Source organism: Algoriphagus iocasae (genome assembly GCF_014206875.1).
Taxonomy (GTDB): Bacteria; Bacteroidota; Bacteroidia; order Cytophagales; family Cyclobacteriaceae; genus Algoriphagus; species Algoriphagus iocasae.
In genome coordinates this window covers 750,205-770,469 of the sequence record NZ_JACIJO010000001.1, presented here as the reverse complement: position 1 = coordinate 770,469, position 20,265 = coordinate 750,205, and the positions used below count along the sequence as shown (strand labels likewise).

The window sequence follows — 20,265 nt, the reverse complement described above, 5'->3', positions numbered from 1 at the left end:
GCAGGTCAGATAAATTGAGGAAATGTTCTGCGAAATTTTACAGAATAATGTTTGGTAATCCTGAGAGGAGTCGAAGCAAAGTCAATTGGAAGGTTATAATATTGGAAGATTTTGAGTTGAAGGTTGTAAAGTTGAAAGGTTGAAAGATTAAAAGGTGGTTCCTCCCGGTTAAAACAATTCCAGAATCTCTGGTACTTTTTGATTTAACAATCTTTTAGTTAATCAAACTAAAAAGAATTTAGTATTTAAAAAGATTAGTAGTAATTCGGTAATTCAACTTTTAAACTCTATAAAACATGAAATTCCAACGACTACTTCTATTGCTTGCCTTTTGTTATTTGATTCCTCAAATCTCATTTTCACAGGAAAAACCCAAGCTACAATATGGAATTGGGGTCGGATCATCTTTCGACGGCATGAACCACCTGTATGGGCTCAACTTCTCCAATGAACTCAATGTAAGACTTGGCAAAAGAACCTCATTTAATGCAGGAGTTTTATTCTACCAATCATTAGGGAGTACTGAAGAAAAATCATTACCAACTTTTTCAAACGGAAAGAACAATGAACAGTCCTCAGGCTTTTTCATTACACCTTCTTTAAAATATGACATCATCCAGCGTCCTTCTGGATTTAATTTAGCATTTTCAGCAGGACCTTCCCTACAGCTAGGAGGAGAATCCTTTCTCAGAGGAATGTCTTATGGGACTGAAATCCCCGAATACGTTTATTTTGTAAATAAATATCACCGCATAGGTTTAATGCTGGAATTAGAAGCTGAATGGAATTCTAAAAATCCAAACCGAAAGAATGCTGTCAGCATTTCAGCATTTGGAGCTAATAATGCCATGCCTTGGTACCTTAATGCCACTTACAAATTGAAATTTAAAGTCGGAAAGAAATAAAACTAAAATTCTATCTTGCGCCAATAAAGCCTTTCTATTCAATTATTCGCATGAAATCCCCTTTCTTTCTCTCATTAATTTTACTGCTTTTTGCCTTCAACTCATTTGCTCAAAAAGCCAATGTCCAAAAAATTAGCGAGCCTTATTTCAATTTAGTAAGGCCTGAATTTAAGGGAGATCTGGCTTATGAAACCGTGGCCTTTGTCGAGAAATATTGGAGAGTGGCAGGGAATACCGGATTTAATAATACGGTAGAGCTGATAGCTTCCAAACTAGAAAATGCAGGATATGTCTTGGAAGAAAATGCAACCAGCGCAGATAGATTGACATACAGAATTGAGAAAAGAAAAATGGATAGACCCACTTGGGAGCCTGTCGATGGATCTGTTCAACTAATCGGTCATGAGGAAAAGCTGCTGGACTTTAGCAGCAATCGCCATTTGATGTATCAATATTCTTCTTCCACTCCAGAAGAAGGAGTCACTGCTGAGATCATTTATGTGAAGGACAAAGAAGCTTTGGAAGGCCTTGATGTGAAAGGGAAAATCATTTTTGCCGGAGAAGGTGGTTACCGGGCATTCCAATCTGCTGTCAAAGAAAAAGGGGCTTCAGGGATTTTCACTTATGATATGCCGGAATACCTCCAACCAGAAAAGAATACCACATCCATTCAATTCCGAGGCTTAAGATACGATGCAGAAAATCCTACTTGGGCAGTAGCTCTTTCCTATGAAGCCAAAGAAAAGTTAATGGCTGCCTTATCAGAAGGGCCTGTAATGGTGAATGTGAAGATTCAGACCCGAATCTATGAGTCTGAAGAATTAACAGTGGTGGCCAATGTCAAAGGTTCCGAACTTCCCTTGGAAAGTCTGGTCTTTTCTGCACACATTCAAGAGCCAGGAGCAAATGACAATGCAACAGGCGTGGGTACGCAATTGGAAATGGCTAAAATAACAGCTGATCTGATGAAACAAGGCAAGCTCGATCTGAAGCGAACTTTGACTTTCCTTTGGGGAGATGAAATCATTTCTACCAGAAGGTATATTGAAGAGGAAGAAAAAAGAGAACCGGAAATCAATTGGGGAATCTCTTTGGATATGGTGGGTGAAAATACCGATGTCACCGGAGGAACTTTCCTGATCGAAAAAATGCCTGATCCAAGTGCGATCTGGACAAGAGGAAATGATAAACATAGTGAGTGGGGTGGCCGTCCTCTGACTGTTGAAGACATGAAACCGCATTATTTAAATGATATTATCCTGACCAATTTCGAGGCGCAGGGAGAATATGCTGACTGGATAGTAAAAACCAATCCTTTCGAAGGAGGTTCGGATCACACTCCATTTTTACGGGCTGATATTCCGGGATTATTGCTTTGGCACTTTACCGATCAGTTTTATCATACAGATAACGATCGTATAGACAAAGTCTCTCAAAAAACCATGGTCAATGTCGGAACTGCGGCTTTGGCTTCAGCCTATTCTTTGCTGAATGGAGATATCAAAACAGGTGAAAAACTAGCCCAATTGCTTCTTGCCAAAGCAAATCAAAGGCTGCAGGTTGAGGCGATTTTAAGTAAAAAAGCGATCGAAAATGGTGAAGATGCAGCGGAACAAAAGTTAATTCTCACGACTTGGAAAGATTGGTACATGAATTCACTGGACTCAATTAGTGATCTTTCTCCCAAGCCAAATCAAAAATTAGAATCTATCATTTTTGGTGCAAAAGAGAAATTGGAAGGCGTTTATCAAAGCTTAATCTTAACCCTTTAAATTATTAATTAAAGAAAATTAAAATTTAATTTTAACTAACTTTTTTTTACTAGGTTTGCCTCAATTTAAAAACTAAACCAATGAACAGATTTTTTCTTCCCCTATTTGCCCTTTTAACTTTTTCCCTACAAACAACCGGGTTTTCACAAGAGAATAAAAATCTCATATATAATGTGGGAATTGGTCCCGCAATAGATGGGAATATTGGGCTTTTTGGAATTAATTTAAGCAATGAACTGAGTTTTGCCTTAGGCAAAAAAACTTCCCTGAACCCATCATTAACCTATTATCAATCTATTAAATCATTTGATAATTATGATGACCCAAAATTTGGACAGGATAATTCATCAGGGCTTTTTACCAATGTTACTTTCAAATACGATGTCCTAAAAACAAAAAATGACTTTAGAATTTCTTTGGCCATAGGACCTTCTTTTCAAATAGGAAGCGAGAATAGCACAGAGGGGGCTGTGCTTCGATATGACGATTTTGGAAACTACTATGAGTACCTTTATAGTATAAATAAATTTGCAAGATTAGGCTACACCCAGCAAGTAATTTTCGATTGGAAAAGCAAAAATGAAAACCGTAGAAATTCTGCATTGGTTAGCATGTCATCTTTTAACGGTTATTGGCCGTGGTACCTGATGGCTACTTACAGAATCGGATTCAAATTAAAGTAAGCTCTCTTTCCTATTTTTTATTTTCTCCAAAAGCCCGCTTTGGATTTTCTTTTAAAAGAAGATCCCAATCCGCTTCATCAAATCCCTTTGCGTTCAATTCAGGCATCAACTTTTCGAAAATGTTGGTGAATGGCTGAAAATCTCCCCCATCGGGTTTGGCAGGATCGTACCAACCTGCATCATGGGAAATCAGAACATTTCCCAAAATCCCATTTTCCTTGGCGAAAAGTAAGCGGTCTACATATTCATCGATACTCCAACCTATACCATCTAGACTGATCCAAACTCCAAGTTGAGCAGCTATAAGGTAATTTTGAAAATCCTGTTCTGCTTGTGCATGAACCCAAACGAATGCCGATGGATCAACTCCCATCTTTTGCAGGATTTCGACTTCTTGTTTGGCAGTATTCCAGGTACCAGTGTGAGAATAAATCAATAACCCTGTGTTTTCATTGGTTATGCCTGCAGCTCTAACCAGTTTTGCATCCACTTCCAGCAAAGGATCCTCTTCATTGACGGAAATCTTGATAAATCCCGGTTTGATCCCAGTATTTTCAATCCCCTTTTCAAACTCATCCATCCATCTTTCGGCCAATTGGGAAGCATTTTCTTGGAAGACAAAATCAGGTAAATATTTCCCTCCTACTGCCCCATAAAACCCAGTATTCGTGATTAGTTGGATCCCTGATTTTTCACTAAGTTCTTTAAGCAACTCAGGATCCTTCGTCAAGAAACTCGGAGTACAATCAAAAATAGTTTTTACGCCATACTTCTTCACCTCGAGCAAATAGGGTAAAACCTTGGTAATTACTTCCTCCCGACTATAACGATCTGGAGATACCGAGTCCGCTCCTATAAAATCCACCAGCATATGTTCATGGACTAGAGTAAGACCTAGGGAATCTAATGAGATGGGTCCGGTAACCGAGTTGAAACCGGCCTTTTCTTCATTTGCTGGTTTAGAGCATGAAAAAGAAAATATCGCAATCAGCAATAAGAAATAATAACGACTTCGCATGCTTGAATTTACTTATCTCAATTCATAAAAGTAAAAAGTCTGAACATCCTTTTCTACGGCATCAGGATCTTCTCCAGGCTTTGCATTGGAATAAAGCACATCGCGAACTGAACTTAGATTTACGTCCCAGGTTCCTTCCCAGATTTTTTCCTCTCCTTTGAATACTTGGTAATACATTTCGCTTTTATACTTTTCTTCCAATGCCATATAACGCTTATCCCCAACGACATTTCTCGGCAATGCATCTACCTCCTCCTGTGGAACCGCCCCTTGGAACATGGTCACTAAGTAATCATTAGAAAACGCTAACCCGGTGTATTGAGAACCTGCCAGGTCTTTGAAGAAACCATCAAAATTTTGTGTAGAATTTGTTGGTAAAGTTTGCTTATACTCCTTAGAAGGATTCAATTCCCATGTAGACTTCAATTTTAATTCGGGGAAATTATAAACATATATTTCTGGGGAATATGGGAAAAGAACAAACATTTCATCCTTTCTAAATTGAACAATTGGATCGAAACTAAGAAACATCCCATTATGAATTGCAGGTTGGCTTTCTTTGGGAAGTGAATCTGCACTTATGCGTTTTAAAGTAGCTAAATCCCTTATTGTCAATAAGGGATAGGAAATATTAAAAATTCCTGAATTATAAACTTTGTCCATGTCCTGTAGTTCCACAGAAAATGTATACAAATAACTTCCATAGGATTGAGCAGCTCTATTTTCACCTGATCTCCTGGTTAACAAAACAAACTCCATAGGTTGACTTTCTTTCAAATTGAAATTGAGATCATACCTAAAATATTCTGAATTAGTAGTCAGCATAATTTCATCATTTCCTGAATAATTGGCCGTATAAAAATAAGATGACTTGTAATTATCTTTTCCATCTCCCGTTCTATTTGCTCTTAGTAATATATCTCCTGAGCTATCAACTCTTAAAAACTCTTTGGTTTTAAAATCATAAAACAGATACTCCGAATTATCTTCCTTCACATCGATCAAGGTTAACTGTGTGAGATTATCTATCACCAAACTATCTTTTATTACCAGCTCGGGTATATAGGATTCTGAAGGTGTTTCTTGGGTCTTTTCGTTGCAGGCAAAAAGCACTGGAATAAGGCAAAGCAGTAAAAAGTTTTTCATCGATCTTAATTTCCTAATAAGATAGGTAGTGAGAATGAAAACTAAAAATCTCAAACTTTATTGCATTTGAAAGGTTAGGCCATTATGTGCCTTAAGAAACTATTCATCTTTACAATTTTAATTTTGAATTCCCTTTCCGTCTATTCCCAATCTCTGTCTTCTTATCAATGGAAAAATCGACTAGTACTGATCCAAACAACTAATCCACAAAATCAACTTTTTAAAACTCAGATTCAGGAACTAGAAGATCACTTAAAAGGGCTGGAAGAAAGACGCATAGTAGTATTCAAATTCACTCCAGGTTCCTTTCAAAAAGGATTTGAACAAGATGCTCCTTGGGAAAACCTGAATTCCAGTCTCAAAAAAGATTTGCGCAATAGCTCCGAATTTGAAATAATACTCATCGGTCTGGATGGAGGTGTAAAGCTTCGTAAAAATGAATTTTTGTCTACTGATCAACTTTTCAGATTAATAGACCAAATGCCGATGAGACAATCTGAAATCCGAAAGAAAAAAGATGATGACAATAAATAAATATCCGGATCTGCCTCCCTATTTCATTTTTAATTTGAATTTGAAAAAAGCATAAAAAAACCCAGGCTTTAAGCCCGGGCTTCTAGGATACTCTACTAATTATTGTGAACTCGTATTAAACTGGTTGAAGTCAAAATCTTCGAATATTGCTCCAACTTTTTCCTGCATGGCACTCATATTTTTAATGTCTTTCTCTTCCAATGCTCCGGAAGCATATCCTTGCCAAATCTGATTTCCTGATCTTGAATCCATAAAGTTTATCAAGACCGTTCCTTCATCCACAGGAATCATCTGAACTGATTCAGATCTTGGTCCAAACCCTAAATAATCCTGTCCATTGTCCAAAATATATTTTCTCAATTCTGTATCATCTTCTAAAACTTCAAAGTTGATTAACATGTCAGGGTTTTGAGCATCCTTCTTAAATCCCCTAGCTGCCATTTGAAGTTCAACAGCATCTTTAATCATTTTTTGAGAAGATTCATTATTGAAAACCAAAGCCTCATTTGAACCTAAAAGTGCATATGCATTTGGTATATTCTGCTTCTCTGAAATCCATGCATACGTATTGTACCCAGAGAGACTCGTATCTCCATCCTCTCTTGTGACTACTTTCATCCCATTATTAGAGCAGGAAATGAATGTCATACTGATAAAAGTGGCTATTAATAAATAAGTTAATTTTTTCATGATTCTAGAGTTTAAGGTGAAACAAATCAAAAAGAATTGTCACGTATTCGACCTGATTAGGGCCTTAAAAAACTCTGTTTGCAACAGGTTCAATCTTTTTTCCTTCTTTATTACCCCTATTATAATACCAACACTATTCCAGACTCTTAAACCAACCTTTAAAATCATATAACACAGATTTTCAGACACTTATATTTTATAGATGTGGATTTAAATCAACAGATCGGGAAAAAATTTTCGGAGGAGGTTTTTTCGGGAATTCAGACTTCTTACTAAATAGTTCAAGGACAAATGGAAAAATACTTTCTTAATCCAACAAGTTGATAAAAGGCTATATAAGGAAATATCACCTACCAATTTGGACAATCACAGAAAACCATTTTCCATTTTATTGCTGGAGATCATCAGGTATTCGCTCCAGCCATAGAATATGAAATAGGCCAAATTACATGACTATTGTACATTGAGGCAGAAACCATTTTCAAAACCTAAGCATCCGACATATTTTTAACCTATGAAAAGAGTTTATGTATTATCAATTCTTACTTTATTAAGCCTTAATAGCTTCATTTCTCCAAAACCTAAGCCCAATAAACAGCCCAACATTATCCTGATCTTTATTGACGATATGGGTTGGGCGGATTTTTCAAGTTTCGGAAATAAGGATGCCCAGACTCCCAATTTTGATCAAATGGCTTCGGAAGGGATCAGCTTTGAGCAGTTTTATGTCAACTCTCCTATTTGCTCTCCTTCCCGAGTGGCTATATCTACTGGAACCTATCCACAGCGTTGGAATATTACTTCCTACTTAGATAATCGAGCCCAAAATCAAAAAAGGGGCATGGCAAGCTGGCTCGATCCCAAAGCCCCCATGTTGGCAAGAAGACTCCAAGAAGCCGGGTACGCAACTGGTCATTTTGGAAAATGGCATATGGGTGGACAGCGAGATGTAACCGATGCACCACAGATTACCTCTTACGGTTTTGATGAATCTTTGACCAATTTTGAAGGATTGGGGGCTAAACTCCTTCCATTGACTAAAGATGAAACTGGAAAAGTTGGAAGGATCTGGCAAGATGCGGAAATATTGGGTGAGCCAGTTACTTGGATGCAGCGATCAGAGATTACCACTGGATTTATTGATGAAGCGATCCAGTTTATAGATAAGGCCGAAAATAAAGAACAACCCTTTTACGTCAATATCTGGCCTGATGATGTACACAGCCCTTATTGGCCTCCATTTGAGGATTATGGGCTTGCCAAAGAAGCGGGAAAAAGAGGTTTATACCTAGCCGTTCTGGAAGCTATGGATCAGCAGTTCGGTAAATTATTTGATTACATCAAATCCAATCCCGAGTTAAGCGAGAATACCTTGATTTTGATCTGCTCTGACAACGGTCCGGAACTTGGAGCCGGGCAAGCAGGTAACCTCAAAGGATATAAAACTCATTTATATGAAGGAGGAATTCGCTCTTCCTTGATTGTCTGGGGAGCGAGTTACCTCGATGAAAAAGCAATAGGTTCCCGCAACAAGGAATCTGTGTTCTCGGCAATCGACATGATGCCTTCACTGCTAGAGTTTACAGGACTCCAACCTGAAAAAAAATCAGTTTTGGACGGTGAAAATATGATTGAAACAATTCTAGGGAAATCTACAGCATCCAGAAAAGCTCCTATTTTTTACAGCAGACCTCCTGATAGGAAAAATTATTATGGAATCGAAAATCTTCCTGATTTGGCAGTTCGCGATGGAAACTGGAAACTTTTATGTGATTATGATGGAGGAAGGCCGGAATTGTATCAAATCGTAAATGATCCGGGAGAAAAACATAATCTTGCAGAAACCTATCCTGATATCGTGAAAAAACTAACTGATAAAGTGGTTTCTTGGTATCAGTCAATGCCAGTTCTAGACGAGAATACTTCAAATAATAAAATGGTTTTATCTCTTTAGGAAAAGCCCTCTATTTTAAGTCATAAAACAAAAAAACCGGGCTAAATGGCCCGGTTTAATGTTGGTCTAGTTACTTTAAAATTATTTTTCCAGAGATATGTATTTCAAAAATTCATTTCTCGATTGTTCATCTTTTTCAAACTTCCCTGAGAAGAATGATGTCACTGTGGAACTGTTTGTATCCTGCACTCCTCGTGAACTCACACACATGTGATTTGCATCCATAATGACTGCTACATCGTCAGTTTTCAAAACCTCTTTCAATTCGTTTCCGATTTGCATGGTCAGTCTTTCCTGAACCTGAGGTCTTTTTGCAAAATATTGAACGATTCTATTGATTTTAGAAAGTCCGATCACCTCTCCACCTGAAATATAGGCGACATGCGCTTTGCCATAAATCGGCACGAAATGGTGCTCGCAATGTGAATGGAATGTGATGTCTTTCTCCACCAACATTTCATTGTACTTATATTTATTTTCAAAAAGTTTTGCCGTAGGCTTATTCTTTGGATTCAACCCGCTGAACACTTCTTTCACATACATTTTGGCTACTCGATGAGGTGTTCCTTTCAAACTATCGTCAGTCAAGTCCAGCCCCATGATATGCATGATTTCACGGAAATGCTTTTCGATCAATTCGATTTTCAGCTCATCATCCATTTCAAATGCATCTTCTCTAAGTGGAGTCTCAAGAGATGTACCTACATGCTCTTCTCCAATTTCCTCAAATGATGCTCTGGCAATATTAATTCCCATCGTATTCAACAAAGTTTCTTTCCGTTTCATAAAGTCGAATCTTTAATTCGAATTTCCGATCAATTTTTTCCCTCAAAATATTCCAAATAACCACTGCAATGTTTTCGGCGGTTGGGTTAAGTTGACTGAATTCATCGGTATCCAGGTTTAAATTTTTATGATCAAATCTATTTAAAACATGCTCTTTGATCAGATCGCTGAGCAATTTCATATCGTATACATAGCCCGTTGCCGGATCTACTTCCCCTCGCAAGACCACGACCAACTCATAGTTGTGTCCGTGATAATGCGGATTATTACACTTTCCGAAAAAAGCCTTGTTCTGCTCCTCAGTCCAATCTGGGTTGTTTAAACGATGAGCGGCATTAAAATGCTCTTTTCTAAATACGGTAACTTTCATGCGCTTATTGAACAGAGGAAGATTTAATTTTGTTTACCTTTTTCGAAATAATTTTAAACACAATCATTAAAACCTTACTGTTCAGTATTTTAATTTTTAAACAGGCTGCAAAACTACAGAATAATATTTCGCGATGAAAGCCGTTGTGTAATCATGCACCCATTTAACCGAAAGAATCCTTATTTAGGTTCCAAACTCATCATCAAGTTCCTTAACAAAATTTATTAATGTTCTGATCCTTTGGAACTTTTATCCCACAAATGAACCTTGTACCTTTGTAAAATCACCCGAATTACATGATTTCAACAAACTTATTACTACCCATACTTTGGATCTTCAGCTTTGCATTCTCTCCAGAAGAAGCAAATCCCATGGAAAAGGTAATAACTGAGAATCCAATTTCACTTTATGAACAACTTGCAGAGAAAACAGAGGCTCTCCCAAAAAAAGAGGTTTTTGATATTGCTTTGAAAGGTTGGCAAAAATTGAACTCGGAACTGAAATCCAAAGTGATTACCATCATTGATTTCAGTCTTCCATCTACAGAAAAGCGTCTTTGGATCATCGATCCTACCAATCAACTGGTTCTTTTAAATACCGTTGTTTCTCATGGTAGAAATTCTGGAAATCTGATGGCAAGCAAGTTTTCCAACAAACCTGAATCCTACCAAAGCAGCCTTGGCTTCTATAAAACTGCGGAGACTTATCAGGGCAAACATGGTTATTCTTTACGTCTGGATGGATTAGAGCAAGGGTTTAACGATCAGGCGAGAAACCGTGCCATTGTGATTCATGGTGCCGATTATGCACGGGAAGAATTTGCAAAGAACACTGGAAGACTCGGAAGAAGCTTGGGTTGTCCAGCACTTCCAACAGAAATTTCATCCAAAGCAATTGATTTTATCAAAGACGGATCACTTCTTTTCATCTATGGACAAGATGAGAATTATCTTAAGTCCTCATCTTTGATTCGCTCTTTGGAGCAGCTTTCAGCGCCTTGATCACAGAAGCATCGCGATTATAGATATCCGGTCTGAAATGTCCGTTTCCGCTTTCATCTGCCCAGAAAGTCAGGTAAAGCAATAATACGGGCACTTCACGATCCAATTTTACCACTTCTTCATTTTCTTGATTCATGGCCATCTGGATCTTTTCCTCGGTCCATTTTTTATCGTTCAATAACGTTTCGGCGAATTTATCCGGGTATTGAATTCGAATACATCCGTGACTCAATGCCCTGCTTTCTCTGGCAAAAAGACTTCTTGCCGGAGTATCATGAATGTAAATGTTATAATCATTTGGGAACATAAATTTTACCAAGCCCAAAGAATTGGAACCTCCCGGTTTTTGACGAATTCTATAAGGGAAATTTTCTCCTTCTTTTCCTGACCAGTTTACTTGCTTAGGGTTCAAAACCTCTCCGGAATTAGAGACTACCTCCATATTTTTTTCTGCCAAATAATTTCCATTCTTTCTCACAGAAGGAATGATTTCATCGCTGGTAATAGAAGGAGGAATATTCCAATATGGACTAAAAACGATATAGCTCATTGGGGCAGTAAATACCGGAGACTCATTGTATTCCTTCCCTACAATAACCTTCGCAGTCAACGTAGTATCACCATCTTTAAAATAGTCCAATTGATAGTTAGCGATATTTACCAACACCAATTCGTTTTCCATATCAATTTCCGGCATCCATCTCATTCTTTCCATATTTGCTGAAGCAATTTCAATCAGCTTTTTTGGTGAATCATTCAAGAAATCTGAAGTCAAATCACCGATGGCACCATCTGGATTCATCCCATTTTCAAGCTGATAGGCTTTCAACCCTTTCCACATGGTAGAGTCAAACAATAGCTCATCTTCCATCTTATAGTTGTCCAAAAATCCCCAAAACTGCAGTCTTTCTCTCAACTTTGGAACAGACTCATTTCGATCTCCTACTTTCAATGAGCTTTCAAATCGAACTTGCTTCCAGGTCAAGGTATCTTCACCCATTTTATCGTACAGATCCTGAATCACCTTTCTACCATTTTTATACATTTCATGGTTAGGATAAAGGCTCTCAAGCACATCTCTAATATCTTCTCCACCTGCAACTTCTCCCAGAAGTTCTATCCTGTTTACCGAGGATTCTTTGGCAGCAAGTTTCCAATAAGACCCTCTAGAGTCTGGAGAAATTTTACCTAATTCCAAATCTTTTGCTAGTCTCAGAAATGCATCAGTCATCAAAAAATCAAGATCCACTAACTCTGGAGTAGATTTCGGTTTTAAAATTTTTCGTTTGTTTTGGATTTCTTCAAAAAAAGAATGGATCAAGGCCTGATTGTAATCATCCGGATTTAGTCCATCGTATTTTACTGACTCAATTTCCTCCAGGAAATCTTCTGCCAAAGAATTGATTTTCCCATTATTTGACCAAACTTCTTCGAAATCTCTGTCTTGATAGAATTCAATAATTTCTTCCGAAGTCTGAAGTCTCTCACCATTCACTTCGATGAATTTGCGGTCTTCATTATTGCTCAATCTCAATTCGATTTCTTCAGTTAAATCAGATCGGCGCAACCTATTGACAAAGAATACAGCGGCGCAAACAGTAAGAACGGCTAGAATAATTAATAGTGGTTTATTTTTCATAGTTCAAATGGGTCAAATTAATGAAATCCCTGACTATGACTATCCAATTCTGATGCTTTAAATTCAATTTCCAGAAAAAGCGAGAAAATATGTCCTTTGCATGCTCAAAAGAGACATTTCGCCTTTTTAAAAAAATCCATTTAAGAAGTTCTTAAATGGATTAGTGTAAATATTTTCCTGTTTTGGGGATTCTTCTCAAAAAGAACTCTTTTACTTATTGAGTGCTTCTAATACTTCTGCATCACGGTCGTAAATATCATCCCTGAAATGTGCTTCTCCCTTAGAATCAGCCCAAAATGTCAAGTAAACAAGTACTACCGGAATTTTTCGATCCAGTGTTACCACTGTTTCTTGGTTTTGATGCATGGCGGACTCTATCTTCTCCATCGTCCATTTCGGATCATTGGCCAATAGCGTCTTAGCAAAATCCTGAGGGTTATTAATTCGGATACAACCATGGCTTCTGGCTCGATCATCTAAAGCAAATAAAGAACGGGCATTGGTATCGTGGATGTAGACATTGTGCTTATTAGGAAACATAAATTTCACCAAACCTAAAGAATTCCATTCTCCGGGTTTTTGTCTGACCAAGTAGGGAAATGACTTTGCATTCCAGTCGATGGTGCTTGGGTCAACTACTTTTCCAGAAGTAGTCACCACTTCCATGTTTTTGGAGGCAATGTAATTTGGGTTTTTTCTGACACTCGGAATAATTTCTCCCCGAGTAATAGAATAAGGGATATTCCAATAAGGGCTAAATACGATATAGCTCATCTCAGCCATAAAAATCGGAGTTTCGTGGTACTTTTTACCAACAATTACCCGCTCCGAAATTAAGGTATCCAAATTCTTCAGATAGTCCAGCTGGAAATTGGCAATATTCACCAAGATAAACTCAGCATTCTTCACAGTGTCAGGCAGCCATCTCAAGCGCTCCATATTTACCCTAGCCTTGTCCAATCGGTCTTGAGGGGAATCATTGAAGAGCTCTGCTGTCTGAGAACCAATCACACCATCTATCTCAAGTCCATTGATACCCTGAAAATTCTTGACCGCATCCAGCATGATGGAATCATACAATTTTTCATCTTGAAAAGTATATTTCTCTAATAACTCTCCATAAATAAGTCGCTCTCGTATTCTAGGAATCTGGGAATTGGTCTCTCCTACATGAATTGCTTTGTCTACCTTTATTTTCTTCCAATTGAGCGTATCTTCCTTGACTTTAGCTGTCAATTCACGGATGACTTCTCTCCCCTTTTTATAAATACTGAATTGGGGATAAAGGGATTCAAAACTTTTTCTGATTGATTTTTCTACAAGCGCCTCTTCCAGCAATTGAGGATAATCATGAACTGGAGCTTTCCTGGATATTTCCCAATCTTCTCCAATTTTGGAAGGGTCTACTTTTCCTATTTCAAGGTTTTTGGCCAAATGAAAATAAGCGTCACTTAAAAATATGTCCAAATCAGCCAAGTCACCTACTTCATTCTGGACGCCATTTTTCTTGTTTTCTTCGAATGTGAGGAAAAAAGATTCAATGATAGCCAGATTGTAATCTTCAGGAATCAATCCATCAAACTCCGCTTGTTTGATTTCGAACCTCAATTCATAAGCCTCTTCTGTGAGAAATCCATTTGCAGACCATGCCTTTTCAAAAGTCCTATCTGTATAAAAGCGGATAATATCTTCAATTGTCAATAAAGAAACATTTCGGATTTCTATTTTATCCCGTGGTTCGTCGGACTCAATCCTAAATCGAATCAACTCACTAACCTCATCGTAAGATTGGGCAGAAAGACCATGAGAAATGAAAATAAAAACAATAGAAAGAATCCTAAAAATTTTAACCTGCATAGCGATCATAACTTATTGAATTTGAAAATCCTGATACTTTCGTCCTACAGACCAGGCTTCTTTTAGCATTTCCAGAAAATCTCCCATTCGATGAAGCGGAATTAGGTTTGGTCCATCACTTAAGGCTTTTGCAGGCTCAGGATGAGTTTCGATAAAAAATCCATCGATCCCTGTTCCAGCGGCAGCTCTTGCCAAAATCGGAGCAAATTCCCTCTGTCCTCCTGAAGTTCCTCCTTGTCCACCTGGCTGCTGTACTGAGTGTGTAATATCAAAAACAACCGGGGCAAATTGGCGCATGATCGGCAATCCACGCATATCTACGACCAAATTATGATAGCCAAGAGAAAAGCCTCTTTCTGTCAAGCAAACATTTTCATTTCCTGTAGACCTTACTTTAGTTACTGCATATTGCATATCCTCAGGCGCCATGAACTGACCTCTTTTGATTTTCACTGCTTTGCCAGTTTCGCCAGCTGCCAACAAAAGATCAGTTTGTCTACAAAGGAATGCTGGAATCTGAAGCACATCTACCACTTCAGCCACTTCTTTGGCTTGGTAGCTTTCATGAATATCTGTCACCAAAGGCACGTCTAAAGCTTTACCAACCCTCTGTAAAACTTCCAGAGATTTATCCATCCCGATACTTCTGAATGAACCAGATGAAGTCCTATTGGCTTTGTCAAAAGAAGCTTTAAAAACATAGGAGAAACCATGTTCTTCTGCCCAAGCTTTTACTTTAGTCCCGATTTCTATACAGATATCATAACTCTCTACTGCACAAGGTCCCGAAAAAAGTACTGGCTTTTCCTCACCTAAAATCACCTTATCCGTGATTTTCATGGGTTTGGTATTTCTGATCATGCTTCTTTTTTAGTTAAATTTTCAATAATTGGGACAAGCAGTCCTTTCGAATGTAAAATAATGTCGGCTGTTTCCCTAAATACACCGTCTCCGCCTTTAAAATTTGAGACCAAATGAGCAAATGGTTTAATATACTCGACCGCGTCTTTTGGACATACCGCCAGACCTACTTGGCTCAAGATCGGCAAATCGATCAAGTCATCTCCAATGTAAGCAACTGTTTCAAGATCAATTTCCATCGTCTCTAAAAGATCGTTCAGCTTTTTACCTTTGTCTTTGACTCCATGGTAATGAAAATCGAATTTCAGTTCCTCGCATCGATTCATCACCACTTGTGATTCTCTGCCTGTGATAGCTCCAATTAAAACCCCGGATTTCCTAAGGTATTTTACGATCTGACCATCTTTTACATTGTACTTTTTAAACTCTAATGCTCGATCATCATAGATGATTCCCCCATCAGTCATGACTCCATCGATGTCCGTAATCAGGAGTTTGATATTTTTGGCTCTTTGCCATACATCTTCAGAAACAGATGCAAAATAGGTTTTGATTACTTCTTCTGTTTCCATTGGATAGAATATAGGTCTAATCTTCTTTGTTCTAAATTTCTCACACTTCCGGCCTTTCTTTGTTTGGTTAGCAAATCCAAATCAACATCAGCTACGATAATTGTTTCTTCATTTTCAGATGCCTGCGCTACCACCGCATCATGAGGGAAAGAAAAATCTGATGGGGAGAATATCGCTGCCTGAGAATACTGGATGTCCATATTTTCTACTTTTGGCAAGTTGCCCACCGAACCGGTGATCGCCACATAGCATTCGTTTTCTATTGCCCTGGATTTGGCACAGGTATTTACCCGGAGGAAAGCATTTTTGGTATCGGTCCAGAAAGGCACGAATAAAATATCCATTTCCTGCTCCGCTAAAATCCTTCCCAATTCAGGAAATTCAACATCATAACAAATCAAAATCCCGATCCTTCCTGCATCCGTGTCAAAAACATTGATTCCGTTTCCTCCCTGTAGTCCCCAATAGGCAGCTTCATCCGGAGTGATATGTAGCTTATACTGTTTGGCTTGCGTTCCATCTCTTCGACAGAGGTAACTTACGTTTCTCAATTTTTTGCCATCGTATTCGGGCATCGAACCACCGATGACATTCACGTTGTAAGAAACTGCCAAATCGCTCATTCTTGAGACGATTTCGTCAGTATAATCCGCCAAATTTCGGATGGCCTCTGAGGCATCCATGTCATTGAACTCCGCCAATAGCGGGGCATTAAAGAATTCTGGGAGAAGGCAAAAATCAGATTTATAACCTGAAACCGTATCCACAAAAAACTCGACTTGCTGCATTAGATCATCCACATTGGAGAAGCGACGCATTTTCCACTGTACCAAACCCAATCGCACGATGGATTTCTTGTTTCCAATCAGCTTTTCATCTTTCTCATAATAGATATTGATCCATTCGAGTAAGGTCGCATAGGCCCGCGAATCCGTATCCTCTGGAAGATATTTAGTGATTACTTTTCTTACGTGAAATTCATTTGCCAACTGGAAAGAAAGAACCGGATCAAAAATCTCTTTATTCTTGACCAAGTCTATGTATTTACGCGGAGTCATTTCATCCGCATAATTTGCATAGCCGGGGATCCTTCCACCAGCAATAATGGACCTGAGGTTTAGGTTTTCGCAAAGCTCCTTTCGGGCATCATATAGCCTTCGGCCAATCCTCATGCCCCGATATTCTTTATCTACAAAAACATCAGTACCATATAAGGTGTCTCCGTCATCGCTATGGGTATCGAATTTTCCATATCCAGTGATTTCATCATAGGTATGATTATCCCCAAACTGAGCATAATCCACAATCAAACTCAAGGCTGCTGCAACGACCTTTCCGTTATCCTCAATACAGATCTGACCTTCTGGAAAAGCTCGTAATTGATTTTTCAACTCCTCTTTAGTCCAGGCACCACCTGGATTTTTGTAGATTGAAGTCATAATTGCCCGGATATCATCGTAATCCGAAAGCTTTATATTCCGTAACCTGAGCCTATGTTCAAGTTCTTCTTTATTCTTACTCATATGCCAAAATTAACAAAATCCAGTCCATCGTTTTAAAAGAATCGTAATTTGAATCTCAAAACAGAATAATCTACTGAACTTCAAAAGTGATTTAAATATAAATAGTTTAATGTCCTTATTCTCAATATTTTTAAAACCGAAATTTCGATAAAGTACCCGAATTTCCATGCAAGAAAGTATTAATCAAGTAGCAAAAGAAAAAGCTCAATCATTTATCGAATGGTTCGAAGAGCTAATGAATTATAGTCTATTTAATCTTGGAGAGTCCAAATTAACCATCGGACTGCTCCTTACGTTGGCTATTTCTTTTATCGTTTTATTTATTGTTACCGAATGGATCAGACGTTTTATGGTTCACCGGGTTTTGAAACGGTATCAAATCGATGTCGGGACTAAACAATCGATCGGAACCATGATCAAATACTTGCTGATTCTGGCAGGTATCTTTTCAATCCTTCAGACAAATGGAATCGATCTCAGTGCCTTTGGGATATTGGCTGGTGCACTTGGTGTCGGTATCGGTTTTGGTCTACAGAACATCACAAACAACTTTATCAGTGGTTTGATCATTCTTTTTGAACAGCCTATCAAAGTTGGCGACAGAATAGAAGTCGGAGATGTAACAGGAGACGTCATTAAAATTTCTGCTAGATCTACTATGATCGTAACTAATGACAACATTACGATCATCGTCCCAAACAGTCAATTCATTGATAGTCAAGTAATAAACTGGTCTCACAACGAAAGGAAAATCCGATTCAATTTTCCTGTTGGGGTTTCTTACAAAGAAGATCCGGAAAAGGTAAGGGCAATATTATTAGAAGTTGCCAAAGCAAATAAAGGCGTTTTAAACCAACCAGAGCCAGACGTGCTGTTTGAAGATTATGGAGATAACAGCATTAATTTCAATCTGCGGGTGTGGACCACCGAATACATCAACAGACCAAAAATCCTCAAAAGTCAACTTTATTACGAGATCTTTAGAAGGTTTGGAGAAGTTGGTATTGAAATTCCGTTTCCTCAGAGAGATTTGCATCTGCGATCTGGGTTTGAAAATATCATTAAATAGGCTATTTTTCGCTTTGATAAAACATTTCGCATAAGAAAGCCTGGGGTTCTTCATGAAAAAACTGTTATTCGTAGTATTCTTTTTATGCACTTGGACTGCCCATTCACAGAGCTTTTATCGCTATAGATTCGAGGAACCATGGTCTATTTCTGCTAGCATTGGACCTACTCAATATTTTGGGGAATTGTATTCTTTCTGGAAATACAATGAAGGAATACAGCCAGATTGGAATGCAAATTTTGCTATTCGAAGAACCATTGGCACCAACTTAAGAGCGAGGCTTGAAGGCACTTACTACAAAATGTCCGGCTCGGATAAACCTTCAGATCCAAGAGCTTATCGGTTTCCAAGAAACCTAACCTTCAGAGCAAAAAATTGGGAAATCTCAAGTATTATTGAATACCATTGGTATCCTGTCAAAGTACCCAATATCCATAGGCCACTTTGGAATCCCTACATTTTTGCAGGATTGGCATTATCAACAAACAATCCTGAAACTCAACTGGATGGAGAATGGGTTGATTTGCGACCATTGCAACTCGAAAACAATCCTTATGAGCGATATATCCTTGCTTTCCCAATGGGATTGGGTCTCAAGTACAAATTGAACGTGTACATGGATCTGACATTTGAAGGGAATTATAGATTCACACTCACCGACTATATGGATGATATTTCCGCTTATAATGTGAGTGAATTTTACCTGGATTTGGTAGAAGATTATGTTGATGGATCAAATCCAGACAGATTAAGATTAGCAATCAGAAATCCCAGATACCTTGATGCCAATGGGATGCCCGACATAGACAAAATCCTTCAAAGCAACGGCAGAATCAGGAGAGGATCTGGACTTCGGCATAGATTTGATGGATACATGACCATCAATGTAGGTCTTGAGATCCATTTGTCTGAAGATATTTTCCAAAACTGGATCTTCAGAGATAGAATTTATGAGAAGCGATTCAGATTCTGGTAAATCATCTTTTCACACTCAAGACCCCAAGGTCTGATTGGAAAATCAGAGTTTCTGTGGTGCCTATCTGATAGCCTGGATTTTTTTCATGATGGCCAGATTCCAGAGCCACCCATTTTATTTGATTTAATTCCGAAAATTCAATCAATCCTTTTTCAGTTTCCCTGTGATTAAAGACATGCAAATGAAAGGTGACTTCCTCATGTCCTTTCATAAAAAAGCCCATCCGATCAAGAGTCTCAGAACTGTTTTCAAAATGAGCTGGGGTATTGATATGCACCAGATGAACACTCGCCCGGAATAATTTCACCAATGGCTTGACTAGTTTAAAAGAATCTGAAGAGTTGACAGAAAAATTAGAAGCAAAAGCAAGCTTTCTGAAATGATTACCATCCAACGCTTCTTTTACTGCTAAGATTGGGCAATGAGCATTTCTAATAACTTTTTGCAAATTACTACCAATAAAATCTCCATCCTGGTAGCCTTTTCCATAAGCACCAATAACGATTAAATCTGGAGAATATTCATTTGCCACATTTAAAATCGACTCAGAGGGAACACCTATTTGTATAATAGACTTCAAAGGAGTCTTTGTAGGCAAAATAGAAAAAAGGTAAGTAGGCAAAAACTCAACAGCTTCATCGTATTCCTCCTGAACCTGAGCATTTTTTGCTTTCAACTGATCAGACAAAAAATTCCAATCCAACAAGGTGGGAATGATGGTCACACACAGAATTTCAGCACCAGATTTTTTACTGATTTTGTACGCAGTTTTTAAAGCCGCAACTGCATAGGGCGAAAAATCAAAGGGAACGAGAATAGATTTCATGGCAATATCAATTGGATCAGTACCAATTTCACCAAAATCAAGCTCTCATAACATGATGGTATTCAGTAGAAAATATGAGAAAT

Annotated in this window: 19 protein-coding genes; 8 read left to right on the top strand and 11 right to left on the bottom strand. The window is 38.2% G+C overall.

The window, feature by feature from the left end; all coding sequences use genetic code 11:
• Window positions 1–296: 296 nt before the first annotated feature.
• The 3 genes from FHS59_RS03315 to FHS59_RS03305 all read left to right on the top strand — a co-directional run bounded on the left by FHS59_RS03315 (window position 297) and on the right by FHS59_RS03305 (window position 3,360).
• Window positions 297–905 (top strand): hypothetical protein, encoded by a 609-nt coding sequence (locus FHS59_RS03315; RefSeq protein ID WP_184493007.1) that lies wholly within the window; start codon window positions 297–299, stop codon window positions 903–905.
• A gap of 50 nt (window positions 906–955) precedes the next feature.
• Window positions 956–2,677 (top strand): M28 family peptidase, encoded by a 1,722-nt coding sequence (locus FHS59_RS03310; RefSeq protein ID WP_184493005.1) that lies wholly within the window; start codon window positions 956–958, stop codon window positions 2,675–2,677.
• Window positions 2,678–2,757: 80 nt separating this feature from the next.
• Window positions 2,758–3,360 carry a hypothetical protein gene (locus FHS59_RS03305; RefSeq protein ID WP_184493003.1) on the top strand — a complete coding sequence of 201 codons (603 nt, stop codon included), beginning with the start codon at window positions 2,758–2,760 and terminating at the stop codon, window positions 3,358–3,360.
• Between the two features lie 10 nt (window positions 3,361–3,370).
• Here the strand turns inward: FHS59_RS03305 and FHS59_RS03300 are convergent, their stop codons facing one another.
• Window positions 3,371–4,378: a phosphotriesterase family protein gene (locus FHS59_RS03300; protein WP_184493001.1), complete on the bottom strand. Its 1,008-nt coding sequence runs from the start codon at window positions 4,376–4,378 to the stop codon at window positions 3,371–3,373.
• 12 nt (window positions 4,379–4,390) lie between these two features.
• Window positions 4,391–5,524, bottom strand: coding sequence for a hypothetical protein (locus FHS59_RS03295; protein ID WP_184492999.1), 1,134 nt, complete (start codon window positions 5,522–5,524; stop codon window positions 4,391–4,393).
• Between the two features lie 123 nt (window positions 5,525–5,647).
• Here FHS59_RS03295 and FHS59_RS03290 point away from each other — a divergent pair, with 123 nt between their 5' ends.
• Complete coding sequence (locus FHS59_RS03290; RefSeq protein ID WP_184492997.1) at window positions 5,648–6,058, top strand: DUF4174 domain-containing protein; 411 nt, start codon at window positions 5,648–5,650, stop codon at window positions 6,056–6,058.
• A 99-nt stretch (window positions 6,059–6,157) separates the two neighbouring features.
• Here the strand turns inward: FHS59_RS03290 and FHS59_RS03285 are convergent, their stop codons facing one another.
• The gene (locus FHS59_RS03285; protein ID WP_184492995.1) at window positions 6,158–6,748 is read right to left on the bottom strand and encodes a DUF4136 domain-containing protein; all 591 of its coding nucleotides are present in this window, start codon (window positions 6,746–6,748) and stop codon (window positions 6,158–6,160) included.
• 514 nt (window positions 6,749–7,262) lie between these two features.
• Here FHS59_RS03285 and FHS59_RS03280 point away from each other — a divergent pair.
• On the top strand, window positions 7,263–8,702 hold the full coding sequence (locus tag FHS59_RS03280) for a sulfatase family protein (RefSeq protein WP_184492993.1): 1,440 nt from the start codon (window positions 7,263–7,265) through the stop codon (window positions 8,700–8,702).
• 81 nt (window positions 8,703–8,783) lie between these two features.
• On the opposite strand, the gene folE is transcribed toward FHS59_RS03280, so the two are convergent.
• Window positions 8,784–9,488 (bottom strand): GTP cyclohydrolase I FolE, encoded by a 705-nt coding sequence (gene folE / locus FHS59_RS03275; protein ID WP_184492991.1) that lies wholly within the window; start codon window positions 9,486–9,488, stop codon window positions 8,784–8,786.
• Window positions 9,448–9,858 (bottom strand): 6-pyruvoyl trahydropterin synthase family protein, encoded by a 411-nt coding sequence (locus tag FHS59_RS03270; RefSeq protein ID WP_184492989.1) that lies wholly within the window; start codon window positions 9,856–9,858, stop codon window positions 9,448–9,450. The genes folE and FHS59_RS03270 overlap by 41 nt, the downstream gene beginning before the upstream one ends.
• A gap of 296 nt (window positions 9,859–10,154) precedes the next feature.
• Between FHS59_RS03270 and FHS59_RS03265 the strand changes: the two genes are divergently transcribed.
• On the top strand, window positions 10,155–10,859 hold the full coding sequence (locus FHS59_RS03265; protein WP_184492987.1) for a murein L,D-transpeptidase catalytic domain family protein: 705 nt from the start codon (window positions 10,155–10,157) through the stop codon (window positions 10,857–10,859).
• Here FHS59_RS03265 and FHS59_RS03260 read toward each other — a convergent pair.
• From FHS59_RS03260 to FHS59_RS03240, 5 genes are all read right to left on the bottom strand, one after another.
• The gene (locus FHS59_RS03260) at window positions 10,810–12,498 is read right to left on the bottom strand and encodes a L,D-transpeptidase family protein (protein WP_184492985.1); all 1,689 of its coding nucleotides are present in this window, start codon (window positions 12,496–12,498) and stop codon (window positions 10,810–10,812) included. The genes FHS59_RS03265 and FHS59_RS03260 overlap by 50 nt on opposite strands.
• 210 nt (window positions 12,499–12,708) lie before the next feature.
• The gene (locus FHS59_RS03255) at window positions 12,709–14,355 is read right to left on the bottom strand and encodes a L,D-transpeptidase family protein (RefSeq protein WP_184492983.1); all 1,647 of its coding nucleotides are present in this window, start codon (window positions 14,353–14,355) and stop codon (window positions 12,709–12,711) included.
• 12 nt (window positions 14,356–14,367) lie between these two features.
• On the bottom strand, window positions 14,368–15,216 hold the full coding sequence (gene kdsA, locus FHS59_RS03250; RefSeq protein WP_184492981.1) for a 3-deoxy-8-phosphooctulonate synthase: 849 nt from the start codon (window positions 15,214–15,216) through the stop codon (window positions 14,368–14,370).
• Entirely contained in the window at window positions 15,213–15,788 is a 576-nt protein-coding gene (locus FHS59_RS03245; RefSeq protein ID WP_184492979.1) for a KdsC family phosphatase, read from the bottom strand. The genes kdsA and FHS59_RS03245 overlap by 4 nt, the downstream gene beginning before the upstream one ends.
• Complete coding sequence (locus tag FHS59_RS03240) at window positions 15,770–17,311, bottom strand: GNAT family N-acetyltransferase (protein ID WP_184492977.1); 1,542 nt, start codon at window positions 17,309–17,311, stop codon at window positions 15,770–15,772. Before FHS59_RS03240 ends, FHS59_RS03245 begins: the two co-directional genes overlap by 19 nt.
• Window positions 17,312–17,477: 166 nt before the next feature.
• On the opposite strand from FHS59_RS03240, the gene FHS59_RS03235 reads away from it, so the two are divergent.
• Together FHS59_RS03235 and FHS59_RS03230 are read left to right on the top strand one after the other, a co-directional pair.
• Window positions 17,478–18,380 (top strand): mechanosensitive ion channel family protein, encoded by a 903-nt coding sequence (locus FHS59_RS03235; protein WP_184492975.1) that lies wholly within the window; start codon window positions 17,478–17,480, stop codon window positions 18,378–18,380.
• A 52-nt stretch (window positions 18,381–18,432) separates the two neighbouring features.
• Window positions 18,433–19,356 carry a DUF6089 family protein gene (locus tag FHS59_RS03230; protein WP_184492973.1) on the top strand — a complete coding sequence of 308 codons (924 nt, stop codon included), beginning with the start codon at window positions 18,433–18,435 and terminating at the stop codon, window positions 19,354–19,356.
• A gap of 1 nt (window position 19,357) precedes the next feature.
• Here the strand turns inward: FHS59_RS03230 and FHS59_RS03225 are convergent, their stop codons facing one another.
• On the bottom strand, window positions 19,358–20,182 hold the full coding sequence (locus FHS59_RS03225; RefSeq protein ID WP_184492971.1) for a universal stress protein: 825 nt from the start codon (window positions 20,180–20,182) through the stop codon (window positions 19,358–19,360).
• Between the last annotated feature and the right edge of the window lie 83 nt (window positions 20,183–20,265).